At 51.3% G+C, this 19011-nt stretch carries 14 protein-coding genes; 1 reads left to right on the top strand and 13 read right to left on the bottom strand.

All coding sequences use genetic code 11. The features are described from left to right. Positions 1–96 precede the first annotated feature (96 nt). On the bottom strand, positions 97–1890 hold the full coding sequence (locus tag ACTHPG_RS20250) for a vWA domain-containing protein (RefSeq protein WP_440391244.1): 1794 nt from the start codon (positions 1888–1890) through the stop codon (positions 97–99). A 408-nt stretch (positions 1891–2298) separates the two neighbouring features. On the opposite strand from ACTHPG_RS20250, the gene ACTHPG_RS20245 reads away from it, so the two are divergent. Further along, positions 2299–3231 (top strand): hypothetical protein, encoded by a 933-nt coding sequence (locus ACTHPG_RS20245; RefSeq protein WP_440391243.1) that lies wholly within the window; start codon positions 2299–2301, stop codon positions 3229–3231. A 412-nt stretch (positions 3232–3643) separates the two neighbouring features. Here the strand turns inward: ACTHPG_RS20245 and ACTHPG_RS20240 are convergent, their stop codons facing one another. The 12 genes from ACTHPG_RS20240 to ACTHPG_RS20185 all read right to left on the bottom strand — a co-directional run bounded on the left by ACTHPG_RS20240 (position 3644) and on the right by ACTHPG_RS20185 (position 18436). Further along, positions 3644–5245, bottom strand: a complete 1602-nt coding sequence (locus ACTHPG_RS20240; protein ID WP_440391242.1) for a DEAD/DEAH box helicase — start codon at positions 5243–5245, stop codon at positions 3644–3646. Between the two features lie 569 nt (positions 5246–5814). Continuing rightward, complete coding sequence (locus ACTHPG_RS20235; RefSeq protein ID WP_440391241.1) at positions 5815–7266, bottom strand: SulP family inorganic anion transporter; 1452 nt, start codon at positions 7264–7266, stop codon at positions 5815–5817. 528 nt (positions 7267–7794) lie between these two features. Further along, complete coding sequence (locus tag ACTHPG_RS20230; protein ID WP_440391240.1) at positions 7795–9465, bottom strand: ABC1 kinase family protein; 1671 nt, start codon at positions 9463–9465, stop codon at positions 7795–7797. Further along, positions 9466–9846, bottom strand: a complete 381-nt coding sequence (locus tag ACTHPG_RS20225) for a phasin family protein (RefSeq protein WP_440391239.1) — start codon at positions 9844–9846, stop codon at positions 9466–9468. It lies immediately after the preceding gene. A gap of 71 nt (positions 9847–9917) precedes the next feature. After that, positions 9918–10556, bottom strand: coding sequence for a ThuA domain-containing protein (locus ACTHPG_RS20220; RefSeq protein ID WP_440391238.1), 639 nt, complete (start codon positions 10554–10556; stop codon positions 9918–9920). A gap of 43 nt (positions 10557–10599) precedes the next feature. Next, complete coding sequence (locus ACTHPG_RS20215) at positions 10600–11319, bottom strand: SDR family oxidoreductase (protein WP_440391237.1); 720 nt, start codon at positions 11317–11319, stop codon at positions 10600–10602. 182 nt (positions 11320–11501) lie between these two features. After that, positions 11502–13001: a cobyrinate a,c-diamide synthase gene (locus tag ACTHPG_RS20210; RefSeq protein WP_440391236.1), complete on the bottom strand. Its 1500-nt coding sequence runs from the start codon at positions 12999–13001 to the stop codon at positions 11502–11504. A 351-nt stretch (positions 13002–13352) separates the two neighbouring features. Next, complete coding sequence (locus ACTHPG_RS20205) at positions 13353–14441, bottom strand: cobalt-precorrin 5A hydrolase (RefSeq protein WP_440391235.1); 1089 nt, start codon at positions 14439–14441, stop codon at positions 13353–13355. After that, the gene (cobM, locus tag ACTHPG_RS20200; RefSeq protein ID WP_076332461.1) at positions 14434–15231 is read right to left on the bottom strand and encodes a precorrin-4 C(11)-methyltransferase; all 798 of its coding nucleotides are present in this window, start codon (positions 15229–15231) and stop codon (positions 14434–14436) included. The genes ACTHPG_RS20205 and cobM overlap by 8 nt, the downstream gene beginning before the upstream one ends. Continuing rightward, complete coding sequence (cobI, locus tag ACTHPG_RS20195) at positions 15228–16043, bottom strand: precorrin-2 C(20)-methyltransferase (RefSeq protein ID WP_440391234.1); 816 nt, start codon at positions 16041–16043, stop codon at positions 15228–15230. The genes cobM and cobI overlap by 4 nt, the downstream gene beginning before the upstream one ends. Positions 16044–16053: 10 nt before the next feature. After that, positions 16054–17337, bottom strand: coding sequence for a precorrin-6y C5,15-methyltransferase (decarboxylating) subunit CbiE (gene cbiE / locus ACTHPG_RS20190; protein WP_440391233.1), 1284 nt, complete (start codon positions 17335–17337; stop codon positions 16054–16056). Continuing rightward, complete coding sequence (locus ACTHPG_RS20185) at positions 17300–18436, bottom strand: cobalt-precorrin-5B (C(1))-methyltransferase (protein WP_440391232.1); 1137 nt, start codon at positions 18434–18436, stop codon at positions 17300–17302. Before ACTHPG_RS20185 ends, cbiE begins: the two co-directional genes overlap by 38 nt. Between the last annotated feature and the right edge of the window lie 575 nt (positions 18437–19011).

Below are 19011 nucleotides of genomic sequence, written 5' to 3'. Positions count from 1 at the left end.
CACTTCGCTTCTTCAGGTTTTCTCTGTCCTCTCCGTTCTCGTGTAAACAATTATATCCAACTTAAATTTGCATTCCTTTTAAACCAAACAATTAACTTACACCAGATACTCAATTAAAATGGTCTTGTCCGCCTGTTGCAGCGGGATGCTCAGTCGGTCACCGTTCTTCAGTTCAACGCCTGAGCTTGCATCGACTGCACGACCGGATTTCTCCAGCGTACCGCCTGCGGTGTTACGGATGATAATTCGATCCCCATTGCTGGGCGTAAATACATATTTTTCGGTTTCCTTCAGCTCAGGATCCAGTTGCAACAACTGATGCAGATGGAATCGGCCCCGGAAGGATACCAGCTTTTTATATTGTGGATATGACTTGTCGCCCGTGTTCTCATCACGAATCTCAACGATCATCTGACCGACAAAGCCCCGGTTTTTGCGTTTCAGCCAGCCCATCAGGAACCAGGCACCAACACCGACCACTATCAGGGCTATAGCACCGAGAATAACAGGTAACCATGGAAACGGTTTGTCCTGTTCACCACCTGATGTTGTCGGTTGAGATCCGCTTCCGGCTGCTCCGCTTGCGTTGATCGTGATAGGCTCACTTTCACGATAGAAGCTGTCTTCTTCCGCACGGATGACCAATTCATAATGATGATTGTCCGGTACTTCAAATGTTCCGGCAAAACCAGATCCTGTGTTTTCCAGCGGTTGTTCTTCACTTTTGCCTGTATCGACATCTTTCACAACCAGCGTGGCCTTCATATCTGCATACAGATCATTATCCTGAAGCGGCTGGCCGCCATTCTCCAGTTTGGCTGCAAGATCAACGTTGTCCCCTTTGGTATAGGACTTGGTCTTAATCGGGTCCACAACGAGCTGAAGATCATAGTTGAACAACAGGTTGATATCGATGCTGTCTTTCGGAGCGCCTTTTACCCGAAGTTTCCAGTCTCCCTCTTGGGGTTTCAACAGCTTCACGAGCGAATAACTCTTCGATGTCGAGAGCTTGGCTGCATCCGAGTTCAGGTCCACGGCTTGTCCGGAAGGGTCCGTTAACTGCACTTCCACCGGCTTCGAGGACATAATCGAGATGTTTGCCTCCAGCACACTATCGTTTGGCACGTTCACGGTAACTTCCTGATAACTGCCGTTTCCTGTTACAGAGGGCAGCTTCACCACATTCAATTTGGCATGATCGGCGAAGATCTCACTCAGAATCTGTGGCAGATCATCCGGCGTATCGGTAATGAATGACTTGCCTCCGGTCTGCTTCGCGAGGGCTGCGAGTGCATCCTTGTTCAGCTTGCCATCCGCGTTCAGTCCAATCGTATACACCGGAATACCCTGATCCTGTGCTTCCTTCACGGATTTCGCCAGATCAGCGTCCGATTGTGCCTGTGTACGGCCTTTGGTTTTGTTAAAGTCATTGTTGCCATCCGCCAGCAGCACGATCATTGGCGAATGAGAAGGGTCTGCACCATGGTTCAGTATGTTCATGGCTTCGGCGACACCCACGGAGACATCGGTATATGGACCCCGGCCGAGCTGATCAATAAAATCCTTCAGGCTGCTCTTGTCCGCATCAGACTGAATCGTAAGCATTGCCTTTTCCCGCTCCACCTGATCGGTATAAGCGACAATCCCTACCTTGTCCCCTTGGACGGGCAGCATATCAATAAACATTTTCATGGCTTCATTACTGATCTTGTCACGGTCACTTGTATTCATTGAGTTACTTACATCGGCTACAAGTACCGCATCGATTCCGCTTGTCTGTGCCTGAGCCGCTGCAGCTTGTGGCAGCAACGCTTGAGGTAGCAGTAGCGTTAGAATGGCCAGCAGAACCATCGTTCCGCTGAGCAAGCGTATTTTGCGTGTCCACAGCATTGGGTGTACTCCTTCACGTTTGAGATTAAAATGGGAATAGTTTATTATAGGCGTCAAGCCTTAAGGAAATCTTAACAGTCTACTAATAAATTCTGAAAAGCACCCCTATCTTGAGTTACAGTTTTGTAATGACTGACAAAAATCGACGATTTCACGCCTGTAACTGGCGCAAAAGTACCAACTATGGAAATATGATATAGTTATTGCCAGCAAACTGCAATATAACAGCGCTTGTTTACCAAGCCATAGAAGGGAACGGATTATGGTTACATAAGGATGCCTCGCCATATTGTTTCTTTTTGTCATCATAAAGGGTTTTGCACTCCAACTTCATCGGCGGAAGCCGGTCTCCCGCGAAGACACGGATCGTACCCTCTACACTATTCTGAATGGTGAGCGTGATTGAGCATGAGTACTAAACGAGTTGTATCCATACGACCATTTCATCGAACGACCTATGCCTATGAAAAGTTGCAAGTCTGCTCCCGTTGCGGACAGTATACCTGCCTGTGGGAAGATGAGTGTACGGCCTGTGGCCGGGGTACTCTGAACTCCGTTCAGGCGAAGGCGACTTCCCGCGTGAAACGCCGGATTGCACGCGACCTGTTCATTACGATCTTGTTCGGTGCAGCGGCCACCTATTTTGGTGAAACCATAGATCAGACCATGGCGGCGGCCAGCGTCTCCCTGTTGCTTCTGGCATTGCTGATCTTCATGCAGAAACGTTCGTTCGAAGTAGAGCAGCAGCGTGAGTTGAAACGCACGTTGCAACAGGATGAGGAGCTCATCCGCCAAGGTATCAACCGCAACTGGGCTCTGGTCGCCGAAGCCCGCAAGCAGGATGAAGCACTGGCTTATGAGATGCTCCGCGAGATCGGCTCACTCGTCTACAATGACCGGATTCGACTGCAACAGGTTGCACTGTTACAATCCTTTGTCCTGCGCAGTGATATGGATCTGCAGCTCAAGCCCTTGTTGCTACGCAGCTTCGAGCGGCTGCTGGCTGAATATATCGGTGAGATTGCACGGCTTAAGCCGGAATTGATCCGGGAAGACGCGATTCGTTATATCGCAACCTATGAAGTGAACATTTTACAGCTCCACAATGGAATTCAGATTCTTACAGCCGTAGCTGCTGCTGCTGTGCGCAAGAGTAAATATATTGAGTTATTCCCTAGTCTTATTACCCGCTACGCCCGCTTTATGCCCAAGGATCGGTTCATGCGGCTCTATCACACGATTGAACGCTATCCAGGCAAAGCACGCGGGGGTCTGGCGGAGTCGGTAGGCCGGGTGTATAACGAGAAATATCGGGATCAATACGCAGATGTTCAGCTGTAGGGATCATACATTGAGAAAGAAAAACGTAGTTTAGTGCAAACTCATTCCCTGTATATAGACGAGTGCAGTTTCATCCACCCCTGCATGCACATCAGCACCGCAGATCGAAGGTTATGCTTCTAATGATATAAGAATTCAGCCAAAAACACCCCATCCTTAGGTCTAGGATGAGGTGTTTTGAATTTTATGGAATGAGGCAGGCATCAAAACAGGCACTCGCAGACAATCGAAACAATAAGTGCAAAAGATCATCTGTTCTGTTGAAAAAGGGCCGCGACGTGCTTCCGTCGCGACCCTTGATCCGAGGATTCGGCACGCCTGTACCCGAACCCTCTCATATGTGCCATGCCAAACGCTTGGCATGGCATGGTGCCTGCGCAGGTGCGGCTATATCACCGCTTGCGCCAAGACTTTACCGTCCGCGACGAGAATCGCGACGGTCGCCCTTCGCCGGTCCGCGTCCTGCGGATTCCGGACGGCGAGAGCCTTCGCTGCTGCGTCCGGAGCTGCGCTTGTCCGCACTACGGCCAGCCCAGCCGCTGCTGCCTGCACCGCGATTGCTGTCGCTGCTGCGTGCAGAACCACGACCTGCGCTGCGCTCATCGCCACTGCGACCTGCACTGCGTCCGCCTTGGCCTGCTGCACCACGACTGCTGTCGCTACTGCGCGCAGAACCACGGCCTGCACTGCGCTCGTCGCTGCGGCCACCACTACGTCCTCCACTGCGTCCACCTTCGCCACCGCGGGAACCACGACCCCCACGTCCGCCATCTCTGCGATCGTTACGGCCTGCACCGCGACGGGCACTGCCCGTTCCGGAAGAGCGGCCGCCTCGTTCGTCATCCCCCTGACTGTTGATGGAACGTCTGGCTGCTCCAGTCGAAGCAATTGGACCTTCGCTCGTCCACTGGATACGCGCCAACTTCTGGTCAATCCCTTGTTCAATACGTGCAAGTTCCGGTCTGTCATGCTCTGTTGCAAACGTCACAGCAAGACCTGTACCGCCTGCACGGCCCGTACGACCAATCCGGTGGATATAACTTTCAGCATCATGCGGCATGTCGTAGTTAAATACATGCGTCACGCCTTCAACATCAAGTCCACGTGCAGCTACATCCGTAGCAACCAGCACTTGCAGTTTGGCATCACGGAACGCTTTCATTACGTTCTCACGCTTGGATTGGGAAAGATCCCCATGAAGTTCATCACTTGCATAACCCGCTTCACGCAGATCTTGGTTCAGCTTGGATGCACGACGCTTGGTCCGGCAGAAAATGATCGCCAAGTATGGGCGATACGTATCAATCAGGCCGCGAAGCGCTTCAAGCTTACCGCGATCCGTACATTCCAGCACCTGCTGACGAATCTGCTTGATCGGGATCACCGATTGGGAAGATACTTTTACATCTTCCGGATCTTTCATGTAAGTCTTCGCCAGGTTGCGAATGCCCTTTGGCATCGTGGCAGAGAACAGCATCGTCTGGCGTTTGTGTGGCAGCTCGCTAAGAATCGTCTCCACATCGTCCAGGAAGCCCATGTGCAACATTTGGTCGGCTTCATCCAGCACCAGTTTTTTTACATTATTAAGCTTCAACGTGCCACGGCGCAGGTGATCCAGAAGACGACCCGGTGTTCCAATAACGATCTGGGTACCATTCTGCAATTTGCGCAGTTGCTTCTCCACATCCTGCCCGCCGTATACGGCAAGCACGTGCAGTTTATCGTCGTTTGCCGTGAGCTTCTTCGCTTCTTCCGTAATTTGCAACGCAAGCTCACGCGTCGGCGCGATAATCAATGCTTGCGGCGAACGGTCGGATACATTAATTTTCTGAATAATCGGCAGCAAAAAAGCCAGCGTTTTCCCTGTGCCTGTCTGTGCCTCGGCGATAATATCGCGTCCGCCCAGCAGTACCGGAATCGAACGCTCCTGTACCGGAGTCGGCACGGCGATACCCTGATGTTTCAGAATCTCGCACCATTCCGGGCGAATGCCCAGTTGTTCAAAGTTTGCCAATCGTTACACCTCTGTATATTCATTTAGATAAGTCCATTTCATAATGACTTCAGTATCAGTATCTGCCATCAAGACTAGTTTTCCTTCGTTCAATCATGATTATGAAATGAATTTTTTAAAAAGCAATCCACTCGTTGCTCTTCTTCTCCATACCCTGTAGTTTACACGTTAGTCAAGCAAAACAAAAGGGGATACAGCGTTCCCCCCCTAACTTGTAGCGCAAAATCCCGAGATCGGTATGACTTGTATCAATCAAGTGAGTTTGAGGATGATTGTGAGCTTAACTACAGAAGCCCTCTACGAAATGATGATGAGTGGACAACCCAGGCGCCAGCTTGAAGTATGACTCCGACTCCGTTGTGAAGGTTATCCTAAAAATAGAAAGAAAAGGAAGAGATGTTGCGAAGTTTTCAGGAATTAAAACCCCATCTATACTTCTACTAAAACTCCCTCTACTACCACAACTATCGCTGTACACCCCAAATTCTCTAATAAAACAGCGACGCCTTCTCCCAACTTAGATTGGGGGAAAATTGCGCCGCTGATAAAAAAACTTTTTATATTGTCTGTTATGAACCGTGCCCGCCAGCTGTGGCAAATCCACTCCGTTCAAGAATGCGAGTGCTCTCTTCATTCAACCCCCGCAGGTGCACGGTTTTGCCAAGCTTGGCGTACTTGAACTTCACTTTGCCAATAGCCACAACCGCGGTGTTATCCCAGATATGTGAACCTCCGAAATCAATTGTGATCTCCTTTGGATCAGCCTCTGCATTGAATTCATCCACGAAGCGGGACGAAGATCCGAAGAAGAATGGTCCGTGGACCCGGTATACCTTCTGCCCTTGTTCCTGGCTGGCCTGTACGCGGATCTTGGTCTGTTTCCAACCAAAATGCAGCACACTGAGCACGACGCCGACCATAACCCCGATCGACAGATCGTGGGTATAGACCACAATCGCCACGGTCACGATCATGACAAAGGCTTCCGCCCGCGGCACGCGAGCAATATTTTTAATGGAGCTCCAGTCGAATGTTCCGATACACACCATAAACATCACACCGACGAGCGCCCCCATTGGTACCTGCTTCACCACACCGCTAAATAGCAGCAGCAGGATTGCGAGAAACGCACCCGCAGTAAACGTGGATAATCTCCCACGTCCGCCAGATTTCACATTAATGACCGACTGCCCGATCATCGCACAGCCGCCCATGCCGCCAAACAAACCGTTCACAAAATTCGCGATACCCTGACCACGCACCTCACGGTTCTTGCTGCTCTTGGTTTCGGTCATCTCATCCACGATGGTTGCGGTCAGCAAGGATTCCAGCAAACCAACCAGTGCCATGGTGAATGAATATGGGAGCAGAATCATCAGCGTGTCCCAGGTCCACGCAATATTCGGCAAATGGAACATTGGGAGCGTGCTCGTTATGTTCCCCATATTGCCGACCGTTCTTACATCCAGGTGAAACACCACCGTAATAATCGTCATCACGATAATTGCAATCAGTGGAGCCGGAACGCCTTTGAAAAACCGTGGCAAAATATAGACGATCGCCAGCGTGCCCGCCACCATCGCATACATAATCCAGTTCGCTCCCGTAAAGTGGGTTAATTGCGCCATAAAGATCAGAATCGCCAGTGCGTTCACGAAACCGGTTAATACCGAATGAGGCACAAACGTTATAAATCGCCCAACCTTAAATATGCCTAGAATAAACTGAATAATACCCGTCAAAATCGTAGCCGCAAAAAGATATTCCACGCCATAATCCTTGACGAGTCCAACCATCAGTACCGCCATGGCCCCTGTTGCCGCCGAGATCATGCCTGGTCTTCCACCTGCAATCGAGATCACAATCGCAATCGTAATCGAAGCATACAACCCGACCATGGGATCGACTCCTGCAATGATGGAGAAAGCAATGGCTTCCGGAATTAACGCCAGCGCTACCGTAATGCCTGCCAGCACATCTCCGCGAATGTTGCCAAACCATTGTTGTTTTAACGTATTCATATGTTCTTTACCGTTCCTCCTATGTGTATTCCTCATAATGGACAATCTTACTGAAGAGTAACGGAAGCCGTTCACGACCAATTAACTGCCCGGGACAGCACAAAATAACGGATTCCCTCTCCGCATCATTCGACTATGCTGTTGCCCAGATTGTAAATTGCATCATTCCCACCATCCGTATAGCCTTGACGGGTTAATGTGCACTCGCGTCTTTTCCGTTCCAGTGTGTACCGCTGGTGTTCCATTACTGCCTTCAGTTCTCTTACTCGTGCGACAACAGGAGCTGATCCTGATGCCAGTGGGTTTTCCCCTCTCAGAAAAACCGGGTCCGTTAACGTACTGACCTATTATTATAGTCACAGGACCGGATATGTACTAATACAGTTAAGCCATCAAAATAAAAGCTTATCTCCTATTATCTTAATATTTCTATGATTTACTCACCCATTCTCTATTCACAAAAAATAACCCGCAAAGATCCTCTGGAGAAGGTCTCTTTACGGGTATTGTTGTGATGTCATGCTGATGCTAGAATCTTCCCGATTTGAATATCGAATAGAGCAGGAAAGCCACCATTAATATCGCCACCAGGAAACCAATCTCAATAACCGGAATATCCCACAGCATCGTGGACTGATGACTGATCGACGAACCGATAATCAAGCCCACCATAATGATACAGAAGGCGAGCAGCACGATACTAAAGGACAGTCGATTACTAATCTGGTCCATTCTGCGCATGAGTGCATCCAGTTCAGGGACACTGATCTCCAGCCTCAGCTTGCCTTTGCTAATAATGGATGATAATTGCCTTAACTGCCCTGGCAGACCAATGACACTCTCCGCCATATCGGCCGCACTGCGGAACAGTCGATTCTTGATTCTTCCGGCGCTGAAACGTTCCTTGATCAGCTTTCGGCCAAAAGGTTCGGCCATATCTACGATGCTCAGGGAAGGATCGAGATGTTCGATTACCCCTTCCATCGTCAGCAACGATTTACCAAGCAGCAGAATATCTGCCGGCATCACCACCCGATGTCTCTGGGCTACGCCGAACAAGTCATTCAACGCCTGACCCACACTAATCTTGGAAAAGGGAATATCGTAATATTTGGTACGCAACTTGTCCAAATCCACATGAAGCCCCCGAAGATCCATGTCATCTGGCATCATGCCAAGCTTCTCAATGGCCCGGATCATACTATCCGTATCTTTGCGCATTAACCCAATAATAAGCGAAGCGAGCTGCTGTTTCATCTCGTCACTCAAACTGCCCACCATGCCGAAGTCTATAAAGGCAAGACGTCCATCCTTCAATACCATCAGGTTGCCTGGGTGTGGGTCAGCGTGAAAGAATCCATGAATAAAGATCTGATTCAATAAAGAATCCACCAGCCGCTCCGCAATGTTATTCAGATCATGGCCGCGTCTGACCAGTTCATCCCGCTCGTTGAGTTTGATGCCTTCGATATACTCCATTGTGAGCACACGGGACGACGTCTGATCCCAGTAAATTGTCGGGATTTTGACCTTGTTGTCCTGTTGGTATTGCTGTGCAATTTTTTCCGTATTGCGGCCTTCGACCGTATAATCCAGCTCAGCCATCAGTGCCTGGGCGTATTCTTCTACCATTTGCGGAATCTGGTATTGCTTCACCCAGTCCCAGCGCTTCTCTGCCATGGCTGTCAGCTCACGCAAAATATCCAGGTCACGCTGCACAATACGAGATATACCTGGCCGCTGAATCTTGATGGCTACCGACTCACCACTTCGAAGTTTGCCCAGATGCACCTGTCCAATGCTGGCCGCAGCTACAGGGGTATCCTCGAACCGGGAAAAGATCTCCTCCAGCGGTGTATCCAATTCCTGTTCCAAAATACCCCGTGCCGTCTCGGAAGAGAACGGCGGGACCTGATCCTGCAACTTCACCAGCTCGCGAATGACAGACTCAGGCAATAGATCTGCCCTTGTGCTTGCGAGTTGCCCCAGCTTGACGAAAGCTGGCCCCAGCTCCTGCAGCACAAGCCTGATGCGTTCACTCAGCGTTTTGGTCGTGTGTGCTTCACGTGACATCCACCGCCGAGGTAGAGCCAGCAACTGGAATAAGCCCAGCTCCTCGACCATATAACCGAAGCCATGACGCACCAGCGCCATGGCAATTTCACGGTATCTGCCGACATGTTTGATTCGCACTGCCATCTACTCGATCTCGTTTCCTTTGAGAGGAGGAGGAACTTCAATTGGAGCCGGGGATTCATCAGGTTGTAGCTGTGGTGATTGGCCCAGTTCGGCAAGTTTTTTCTCCAGGACGGCAACACGTTGTTCCAGACTGGTTACATCACTTTCAGATGCCACACCCGCTTCCTGAAGCACACGTTTAACCTGTTCCTGAATTACCCGCTTGAACTGACCTTGCTCTTCATCGCCACGTTCCATCAGGCGTTCAACCAAAGCTTTGGATTCACCGGGCGCAAGTTCCCCGCGCTTGACCAAATCATCCACGGTTTTCTCAATTTTTTCTTTGCTTACGACAGTAAGACCAAGCCCTAACGAGATCGCCTTTTTGAACAAATCGCTCATTTTGTCATCCTCCTCTTCGTTGATCTCTATATTATACCCCTTAGGCTTTGCATGCAAAAATGTCCATCCGATCAGACGTAACGTGCAGCCCATTTGCCTGCTTGCAGGAGTAATTTACGGTACATTTCATGTGCAAAAGACGGCACATGGTGACCCGGCATAAGATAAACAATTCGTCCAACGCCATAACGATGCGCCCAAACCGCAGGCTTCGGTCCATCTTCGGATTGATATTCAAGCAATATCTTAGTTTCGGCAAAAGAGCCAAACTCGAACTGATACGCCTCTTCTTCCATCGTAAACGCTGTGATTCCTTCCGTCACCGGGTGGCTTTCTTCCGTTACGGTGAATTCCAGTGGTGCATAAGCCGGATGATGCAGGAACTTGGCACCAATCATCTGTTTGAGCTCATAACGATTTTGGAGCGAAATGCCGTTATGTATAATAACCAGTCCACCTCCATTACTTACATACGACAACAACCCTGCTGTCTGCTGTGGAGAGACTTTCCCTTTCCAATCGTCCATGTATGAAATACACACGTCAAACCCGGTTATATTCTCTTGCAGCAGCATATTCCGGTTCTCACTGCACTGCACAGTCATAGTATCATGAAAAATCCGGCTGATCTCCGCGTCTACACCCTGCAACGGATGCCAATCCGGATGCGTATAATCGCCTAGTAACAATGCTTTTTTACGATGATCCATTCCATCAATCTCCTTTCTCGTTCACCTCACTGTATAAAACCAACTACCAGGGAAGTTTCTCTCCCTTGTAGTCCACATATGCGGGCTGATCTCCCTTAAACTGTTCATGGCGGTCGATAAGTACTGCGATATGCTGTGCAGATTGCTCGGGCGTGAGATCTGCCGAAGCATCCAATTCACCCCGCATATAACTCTGTACCCAACCGGGATGAACAAGCATCACTTGTCCGCCTTCATCCTTCAGACCATTGTGCACAAGACGGGCCTGCATGTTCAAAGCAGCTTTGGACATGCAATACGCATACCAGCCATCCCGACTGCATTGCTCGATACTTCCAGCCTCGGAAGAGATATCAACTATCAGCTTGGTCTGCCCTTGAAGAAGGAGGGGTAACAGGGAATGAGTCACACGCAGTGTGCCTAGGGTGTTCACATTAAATACTTCAGCCATCTCCGCCATATTCAACGGCCCGCGGATATGATCCGTAATACTTCCTAGTATAGCCGCATTATTGATCAGCATATCCAAATGATTCGTATCCAGCTTCAATGTCTCTGTGAACAGAGCTACGGAAAGGTCGTCCGATATATCCAATTCGATGGCGCGCAGATGGTCCGGATATCCTTCTGCAAGCATACGAATTCCCTCGGAATCTTCCACGTCCAGACCGGCCGCATACACGTAATACCCTCTCTTGAGCATCTGGGCCGTCAAAGCCAGTCCCAAACCCCGAGCGGCTCCAGTCACACATACGGTTCTCATCACGATATCCCTCCCTCGCATAATGATTCTGTCTTTAACTCATTCCACATATTCATCTGAAAACCTTTAATTAAAGTGGGGATCGCCAACTTCACGACCTTAGACTCATGAGATGAAAATCAGATTAGAGCCATTTTGCTTATTGAATTCAGCCATCGGTTTGAACTGTCTAACCGTTGCTTTCACTCCTGAATATATCGTTCCTTCCGATAAGCCTGACAATGCTCCACCCATCTTCGTGCGGCTGCCGGGTAAGAGCCGAGATGAACGTGCGTATACCCTGCCACGATGTTGCCTGCGGCATATCCCTCTTGCTTCAAGCCACGCAACCCCTTGGTCTCATACGCATAAGGGATCGTCTCTTCGTCACGATAGGTCATCGTGGAATAATGAAACTCATGACCCCGAAGGACCTCACCCTTTTTCAGCAAAAAGGAATCCTTAGCGCTACTCGCTTCACGGTAGCCAAGCGCAGCTCGCTTCTTCTGCATCTGCACCTGTGCGGGGATAATACCCGCCATCTCGAAAGTAACACCATCACGGTCGGTCAACGTTTCTCCGAGCACCATGTAGCCCCCACACTCGGCAAATAATGGCATGTTGGATTGTGCTGCATGACGAAGCCCTTCCAAAAATCCCTGGTTACCCGCAATATCTGATGCGAATTCTTCAGGAAATCCGCCGCCCAAATAGATGCCATCCACATCCGTTGGAATACCTTCACCAGCGAGCGGACTGAAATACTGTAATCGGGCTCCCGCACCTTCGAGCAATTCCAGATTATCGGGGTAATAGAAATTAAACGCCGCATCACGCGCAACGGCAATGACAGGTTGTACCGCATAAGATACATGTCGATGATTAACGTGGATCACTGAATCGGAATGCGGATCGTTATTTGAGCCAGATTCAGCACTGGCTGAGTCTGTGTCGAGAATAGTAGCCGAACTACATTCTTCTGTATTCAAGGGTGGAGCACTTGCCGCCAGTTCAAGCAGAAGATCCAGATTCGTGCCTTCCATCAGCACATCGGCAGCACGTTGGAATAATGGCTCCAGTTCACCGCGCTCGATGGCAGGCACCAGTCCCAGATGTCTCTCCGGGATGGACATGTCCTCGTCCCGCTTAAGCCAGCCAACCACCGGAATGCCGCACATCTGCTCAATGGCTTTTTTCACAATGGTATAATGCCCTGCACTTCCACAACGATTGACGATCACTCCGGCAATATTTAATGCAGGCTCCAACTGTTGAAAACCCAGTACAATCGCGGCCGCACTGCGAGCCATGCTGCGTACATCCACAACCAGGACCACAGGGGTCTGTGTCACCAGTGCAATCTCTGCCGTCGAGCCTGTATTGCTGAGCGGATCTTTACCATCGTAGAGGCCCATAACACCCTCGATAATGGAAATATCATGTCCCTCCGATGCCTTCTCAAACGTATCTCTCACATACTTTGGCGATGTCATCCATGCATCCAGATTACGTGACGGCCTGCCCGTGACTGCGGTATGGTAGGTCGGATCAATATAATCGGGGCCGCATTTGAACCCCTGTACACTCATACCACGCTGGGAGAGTGCTTTCATCAGTCCCAAGGTTACTGTCGTTTTCCCTGCACCACTTCCGGTGCCAGCAATGATCAGTCGGGGTCTGGCATTATGATTTGCAATGGTCATTGTCATTTCCACCTTTACTTGCGATTATCGAATCCTTCAGCTCTGCTGAAAACGCATAAGTTCTATAATCTTAAAAAAACCGCATCATATAGCGATGCGGCCAAGATTAATGCAGAACCTTTATTCATGAAATGAATATTCACACAATAACGGAGAGGACAGAATTAACCTGAAGAAGCGGAGCCAAAAGCTTTCTGAAAGAAATCTGCTTCGTAAGCATGCGCTTCGCCTTTATTACCGGATTTTACTCTTTGAAGAGGGAATCCAAAACATCCGGGGATAACAGCGATCGGAAGGGTATTCTGTCATCGCAGTGCTATGGTATAAAGTAGATTCACTTCATGCATATCTCTACTTAAATAAAACGCGTGCAACGGAGATCGTCAGATTACCGCGCTTTTTCTTCTCTAATAGCCAATGGTCGGCTCCCGAAGAGAGCAACGCCGCAGGTTCACTCACGCCATAGGCTCCGGTATATTTGAATACCGTCTCGGATGGATTTGCAAGCTTCACTGTATTCAGTTCTGCAGGCGTATAAGTCACCAGTTCCCAGCCGTATTTGGCGCAGAGGGCCATTAGGCCTTCTTCATCCTTTTTCAGATCAATTGTGGCAATGTTGCGCACACTCTTCACGGAAAGGGATAACTCCTCCAAGGTGGCGAGGACTTCCTGCTCCAATTCCTCGACAGATGTGCCGCGATTACAGCCCATGCCGAGCACGAGGCTTTTCGGACGATACAATACGCCATTGGTGAGATAACGTTCCTCTTCTTCTGCCGAAAGCAGGCGGTCGCTGACGACCAGCGCGGCGTTGAACGGAAATGATTCCGTTTCCTCCAGGCGGTTGAAGACACGGATATGATCCGGCACGGGTTTGTTATATTTCCACCAGTTTCGCTCCCCCGTCTCCTGAATGAGGGCGACAGGCTCTTCGTTCACCACAGCCGCACTGACAGGTGTTGCCTTGTCGAAGCTGTCTACGATCCAGCCCAGCTCGCGGCCAAACATGTCCACCGGAATGGTGCCCTGCACGTCTGAAGCTGTCGTGATGACTGCACGTGCGCCGAGTACCTCTGCGACCTGACGAGTGAGTTCGTTCGCGCCGCCAAGGTGACCAGAGAGTACGCTGATGACATTTTCGCCGCGGTCATCAATGACCAGGACGGCAGGATCAACTTTTTTGTCCACCAGAATCGGAGCGATCATACGCACAACTGCCCCCAGGGAGATGAACAGAATGATGCCATTATATCGTTTGAACAAGTCAGGTAAAATCAGCTTTACCGAGCCTTCGAACAGCTCATAACCTAACTGTTCTTCATCGCCACGAGCAAACTTGCTCATATAATACACGTCCGTGCCCTGGAACTGCCCAGCCAGATTACGCACCATCTCTACACCATGTTTCGTAATGGCGACGGCTGCAAACGGATTACTCACCAGATTTCACTCCCTTGCGATAGCCATGGGTGAAGGATTTATCGTACAACTTGGAACGGTGGGCATCCCGGTTCACGAGATCCGGGTCAAGTGCCCAGCCTGCCAGAATCATCGCATGCATGGTAATGCCGGCGGCACGCAGATCCGCTGCCAGGTTGGCAAGCGTGGTCCGTACAATCTTTTGATCAGGCCATGTTGCCCGCTGCACGACCGCCACGGGTGTATCTTCACTCCAGCCTGCGGCGAGGAATTCAACCACGACCTTTTTCGCCAGAGTTGCACTCAGGAAGAGCGCCACCGTACAGTGATGGGATGCCAGATCACGCAGCTTCTCCCGTTCAGGCACAGGGGTACGGCCTTCTGCACGTGTCAGAATAACGGTCTGTGTGAGTTCAGGTACAGTCAATTCAGCGCCTAACGCAGCGGCCGAAGCAAAGACCGAACTCACACCCGGAATGATCTCATATTCCACGCCCTGCTGTTTCAGCAGTACCATTTGTTCCAGAATTGCGCCGTACATCGCCGGATCACCTGTGTGCACACGAGCTACACTGCGACCCGCACGAGTGGCTTCACACATCAGCTCAACCTGACGCTCCAGATCCATGCCAGAGCTTTGCAACACTTCTGCTTCGGGCTTCGCCGTAGCAATCAGTTCATCGTTCACGAGGGAATCCGTATACAGCACCAGATCCGCACTTCTCAAAATGTTGGAACCTTTCACCGTAATCAGTTCCGGATCGCCCGGGCCTGCACCTACAATGTAGACTTTCGCTTCCAATGTCTTCATTTGCTCACCACCATCAGGCTTAGATATTCCAGCTCCTGCCCTTTCAGTTCACGGGCATCGCGCCAGACCAGTTCATATGGAGAAGTGACCTTGGTAACGACCGAAGCTTTGCCCCCGAGTCCCATCTCGTCCAGCAATTCCAGCATCAGGTCAAGCACCTTCGCCACTTTGATAAATACAATGGTATCGTGATGCTCAATTGCCTGCCGCATCGCTTCTTTATCTGCCGTAGCCGGGATAATGCCTACCTGCTCATCTCCGTCTGCCAGATGCATATCCAGCGCTGCCGCCGCACCCAACACGGAGGATATGCCCGGGATCGAACTAATCGGCACCTCAGGATGCAGCTCTCGCATCAACCGGGCCAGATGAATAAATGTGCTGTAGAGGTTCGGATCTCCCTCGGTTACAAAGGCCACATCCTTGCCTTCCTTGAGCGCGCCCCAGCATGCTTCAACCGTCTTGCCCCACTCGCGTTCAAGCACAACCGGGTCCTTGGTCATCGGAAAGATCAGGCCAAGCATCTCTTTTTCTTCCGGGTTCACATACAGTTCCACAATCTCGTGGGCGTATGATTTACCGCCTTTACGTTTCTTCGGATAAGCGACCACGGGACATTCCCGGATCATCCGGTATGCTTTTACCGTAATCAGCTCCGGGTCTCCCGGCCCAACACCCACGCCATACAATGTACCGATGGCTTGGTGATCGGACGATGTATTTTCCAATGAATCTGCCGAAGTGCTTTCCCACGCTGTGCTTCCTGTTGTGCTTGCTGTTGTTGTGCTAATGCTGCTCTCCCCCTTCTTCATTCTGGCCAGACTACTCTGCGCCGTTCGCCGTTTCCGCTTCTTCTGCTGTAATATATTGTCCTGTAATCACGTAGATCGGATTCAATCCTTCAAAACGGGTCATGTTCAGGATCGGCTTGCTGCGCGCCGTCTGCAACAAGGTCACGGAGGCGTCCATGCCTGCTTCGCGCATCGCCTTCATGCTGTCATGCAGCGTCTCGATCGTCGCTGCATTCACGACGAGGCGTCCCTCGGGGCGCAGCCGGGACGCACACAGGGCGATCAGCTGGCCGAGTTCGCCGCCGCTGCCGCCAATGAACACCGCATCCGGATGCGGCAGTTCGTCCAGCCCCGCTGGAGCTTTGGCATGAAGGACGGTGAAGTCTGTCCGGAATTTGATCCGGTTGGCCTCGATGTTCACGAGGTCACCTTCGTTCTTCTCGATGGCGAAGACCTGGCCCCGCGGCGCCAGCCGCGTGCACTCGACCGCCACCGAGCCTGAACCTGCGCCGATATCCCACACGATGCTGTCCTCGCCCAGTTTCAGCTCGGACAAGCTGAACGCGCGGACTTCACGCTTGGTGATGAGGCCTTTTTCGGGTTTGCGCTGATGGAATTCCTCATCTGCAAACCCGAAACCCCGGCGCGGCGCGGGTGCATCCTTGCGGCGCAGCAAAATCACGACGTTCAGCGGGCTGCATTCTGCTGCTGCCAGCTCGTCGAGGGTGTAATGGCGGACACGTTCGTCTGCCCCGCCCAGGTTCTCGGCAACGTAGGCATCATACTCCGTCATGCCGAACTGTTGCAGATACGCCCCGATCGCAGCGGGGCTGTTATGCTCGTCCGTGAGCAGCGCCACTTTGGCTTTGCCATCGATGCGCTGTGCAAGGCCTTTGAGCGGGCGTCCGTGCACGCTTTCGAGCACGGCATCGTGCCAGCTCTCGCCAAGCTGGGCAAATGCCAGCTGCAGCGAACTGAGATTAGGCCGGATCTCCAGTTGATCCGGGCCGATTTTGCGCGCTAAATACCCGGCGATGCCGTAGAACAGCGGGTCTCCCGAGGCAAGCACAACAACGCTGTGTGTGGCCTGCAACGCTTTTATTTTCACAACGAGATCGCTTAAACCGCTCTTAATCGCTAACCGTTCACCTGCAAATGCGGGGAAGTACTCTAGCTGGCGCTCTCCGCCAACGATTACATCTGCCTCCTGAATGAGATTCAGGCTATCTGTTGTCAATCCTGCTGCGCCTTCTTCACCCACACCGATAATGCGGATTTTACGATTCTTTGCTCCAGTTGCTGTCTTCGAGTTCACTGATTTCCGCCCTCCCCAGTTCCATTCCTTTCATTGTTACCAAGACCACTTCCACTGTCACGCCGCCTCCGGCATGTTCCAAACAGTGCCGACAGGCGTATGTACATAACTTTTCAAAATAGGGCAAGTACCCGGCTTCGGTCATCATATCTGCCACCTGAGTGGCCGTGTTGGCTTCCTCGATCGCTTGCGCCAGTTCATCCCCGGCTCCAGTCTCGCGGGCCACGGACGCAAGAAATCCAAAATCCACCGGCGCACTCTTGGAGTGCACCATCATGACGCCTTGGGCCACTTTGGCAAATTTGCCTGGCATCCCGACCAGCGTGATGCGTTTCATGCCCAACCGTTTACCGTGTTTGATCGCAAAGCCGACAAAGTCACCCATCTGGATAAAAGCTTCCTCTGGCAGATCGGGCATCATCTTCATGGCGTATTTCTCACTACTGCCGCCCGTCGTCAGTACAATATGATCACATCCGGATGCCTGAGCAACCGAGATGGCCTGCACCACACTGGCTCTGTAAGCAGAGGTGGAGAACGGAACGACCACGCCGCGTGTACCTAAAATGGAGATGCCGCCCAAAATGCCCAGACGGGAATTCAGTGTCTTCTTCGCCATCTCTTCGCCGTCCGGCACGCTGATCACAACCCGCACGCCTCTGGCTGTGCCGTGTTCGGCGAGCACCTGAGTGACGGCTTCGGTAATCATGCGGCGCGGAACGGGATTGATTGCCGCTTCGCCTACAGGCACAGGCAGTCCAGGCTTCGTGACCCGGCCTACGCCGATGCCCCCATCCAGCTCCATGCCTGGCTCGTCCCGCCAGGACACATGTGCGATGATCTTCGCCCGATGCGTGGCGTCCGGGTCATCTCCGGCATCTTTGATCGTGGCACAGGTCGCTACGCCATCGGTCAGTTCCTGCTCGATCAGTTCGAACGAGTGGTCAAAGCCCGCGGGCAATGAAACCACGGCCTGCGCCGGAATCATACCTGTTAACAGGAGCTGCGTGGCCCCTTTGGCAACGGCTGTGGCACACGCTCCTGTGGTGAAGCCGGAACGCATTGGTTTGTCGGGGTCTGGTGTACTGCCGCCTTTCATGGGTTTTGAACCTCCCGTCCTTTAATTAGCTAGTTTAAATGAGATGGCATTACGCTGCGTGCATGGGTGGTGGCTTTTGGCGCTTGGGTGACCGCTACGGGTACGGATCGTTCTTATGATCGCTGTTGTCTCCAGATTTCTTTGATTCCCTTTTCCAAAGGGAGAAATCCGGAGACAAACGCGAGTGTATGCTTCCGAAGTAGCTTTCTTACAGAAAGCTTTGAGCTCCGCTTCTTCAGAATCGATTCAGTCCCCTTCGCTGCTACCTGCTTCTGCATCCACCCGGCACAGTGCATAATGCCACCTCTTGGGCTAAACAATGCCCTGAGGTTATTTTGGGTAACTGATCATTCCACGCCAGTAGGCCTTGGCATGGAATGTAGTTACGCGGTTTTGCGCTTGAGCGTCTGTTATTCATTTTTGCTAGTGGGTGATACTTGAGGATTGACCACCTTATGACGGTGGACCGTGCTTATCCGTACAATCCGTTTCAGTCATGTGACTATGAGTGGATGCCTTTTGATGACATCTACATTTCTAACGAATCGAGAAGACGCTATTTGGGTCAGGTTCCA

Source organism: Paenibacillus sp. SAF-068, assembly GCF_051967555.1.
Taxonomy (GTDB): domain Bacteria; phylum Bacillota; class Bacilli; order Paenibacillales; family Paenibacillaceae; genus Paenibacillus.
This window is presented reverse-complemented; position numbering and strand designations above follow the sequence as displayed.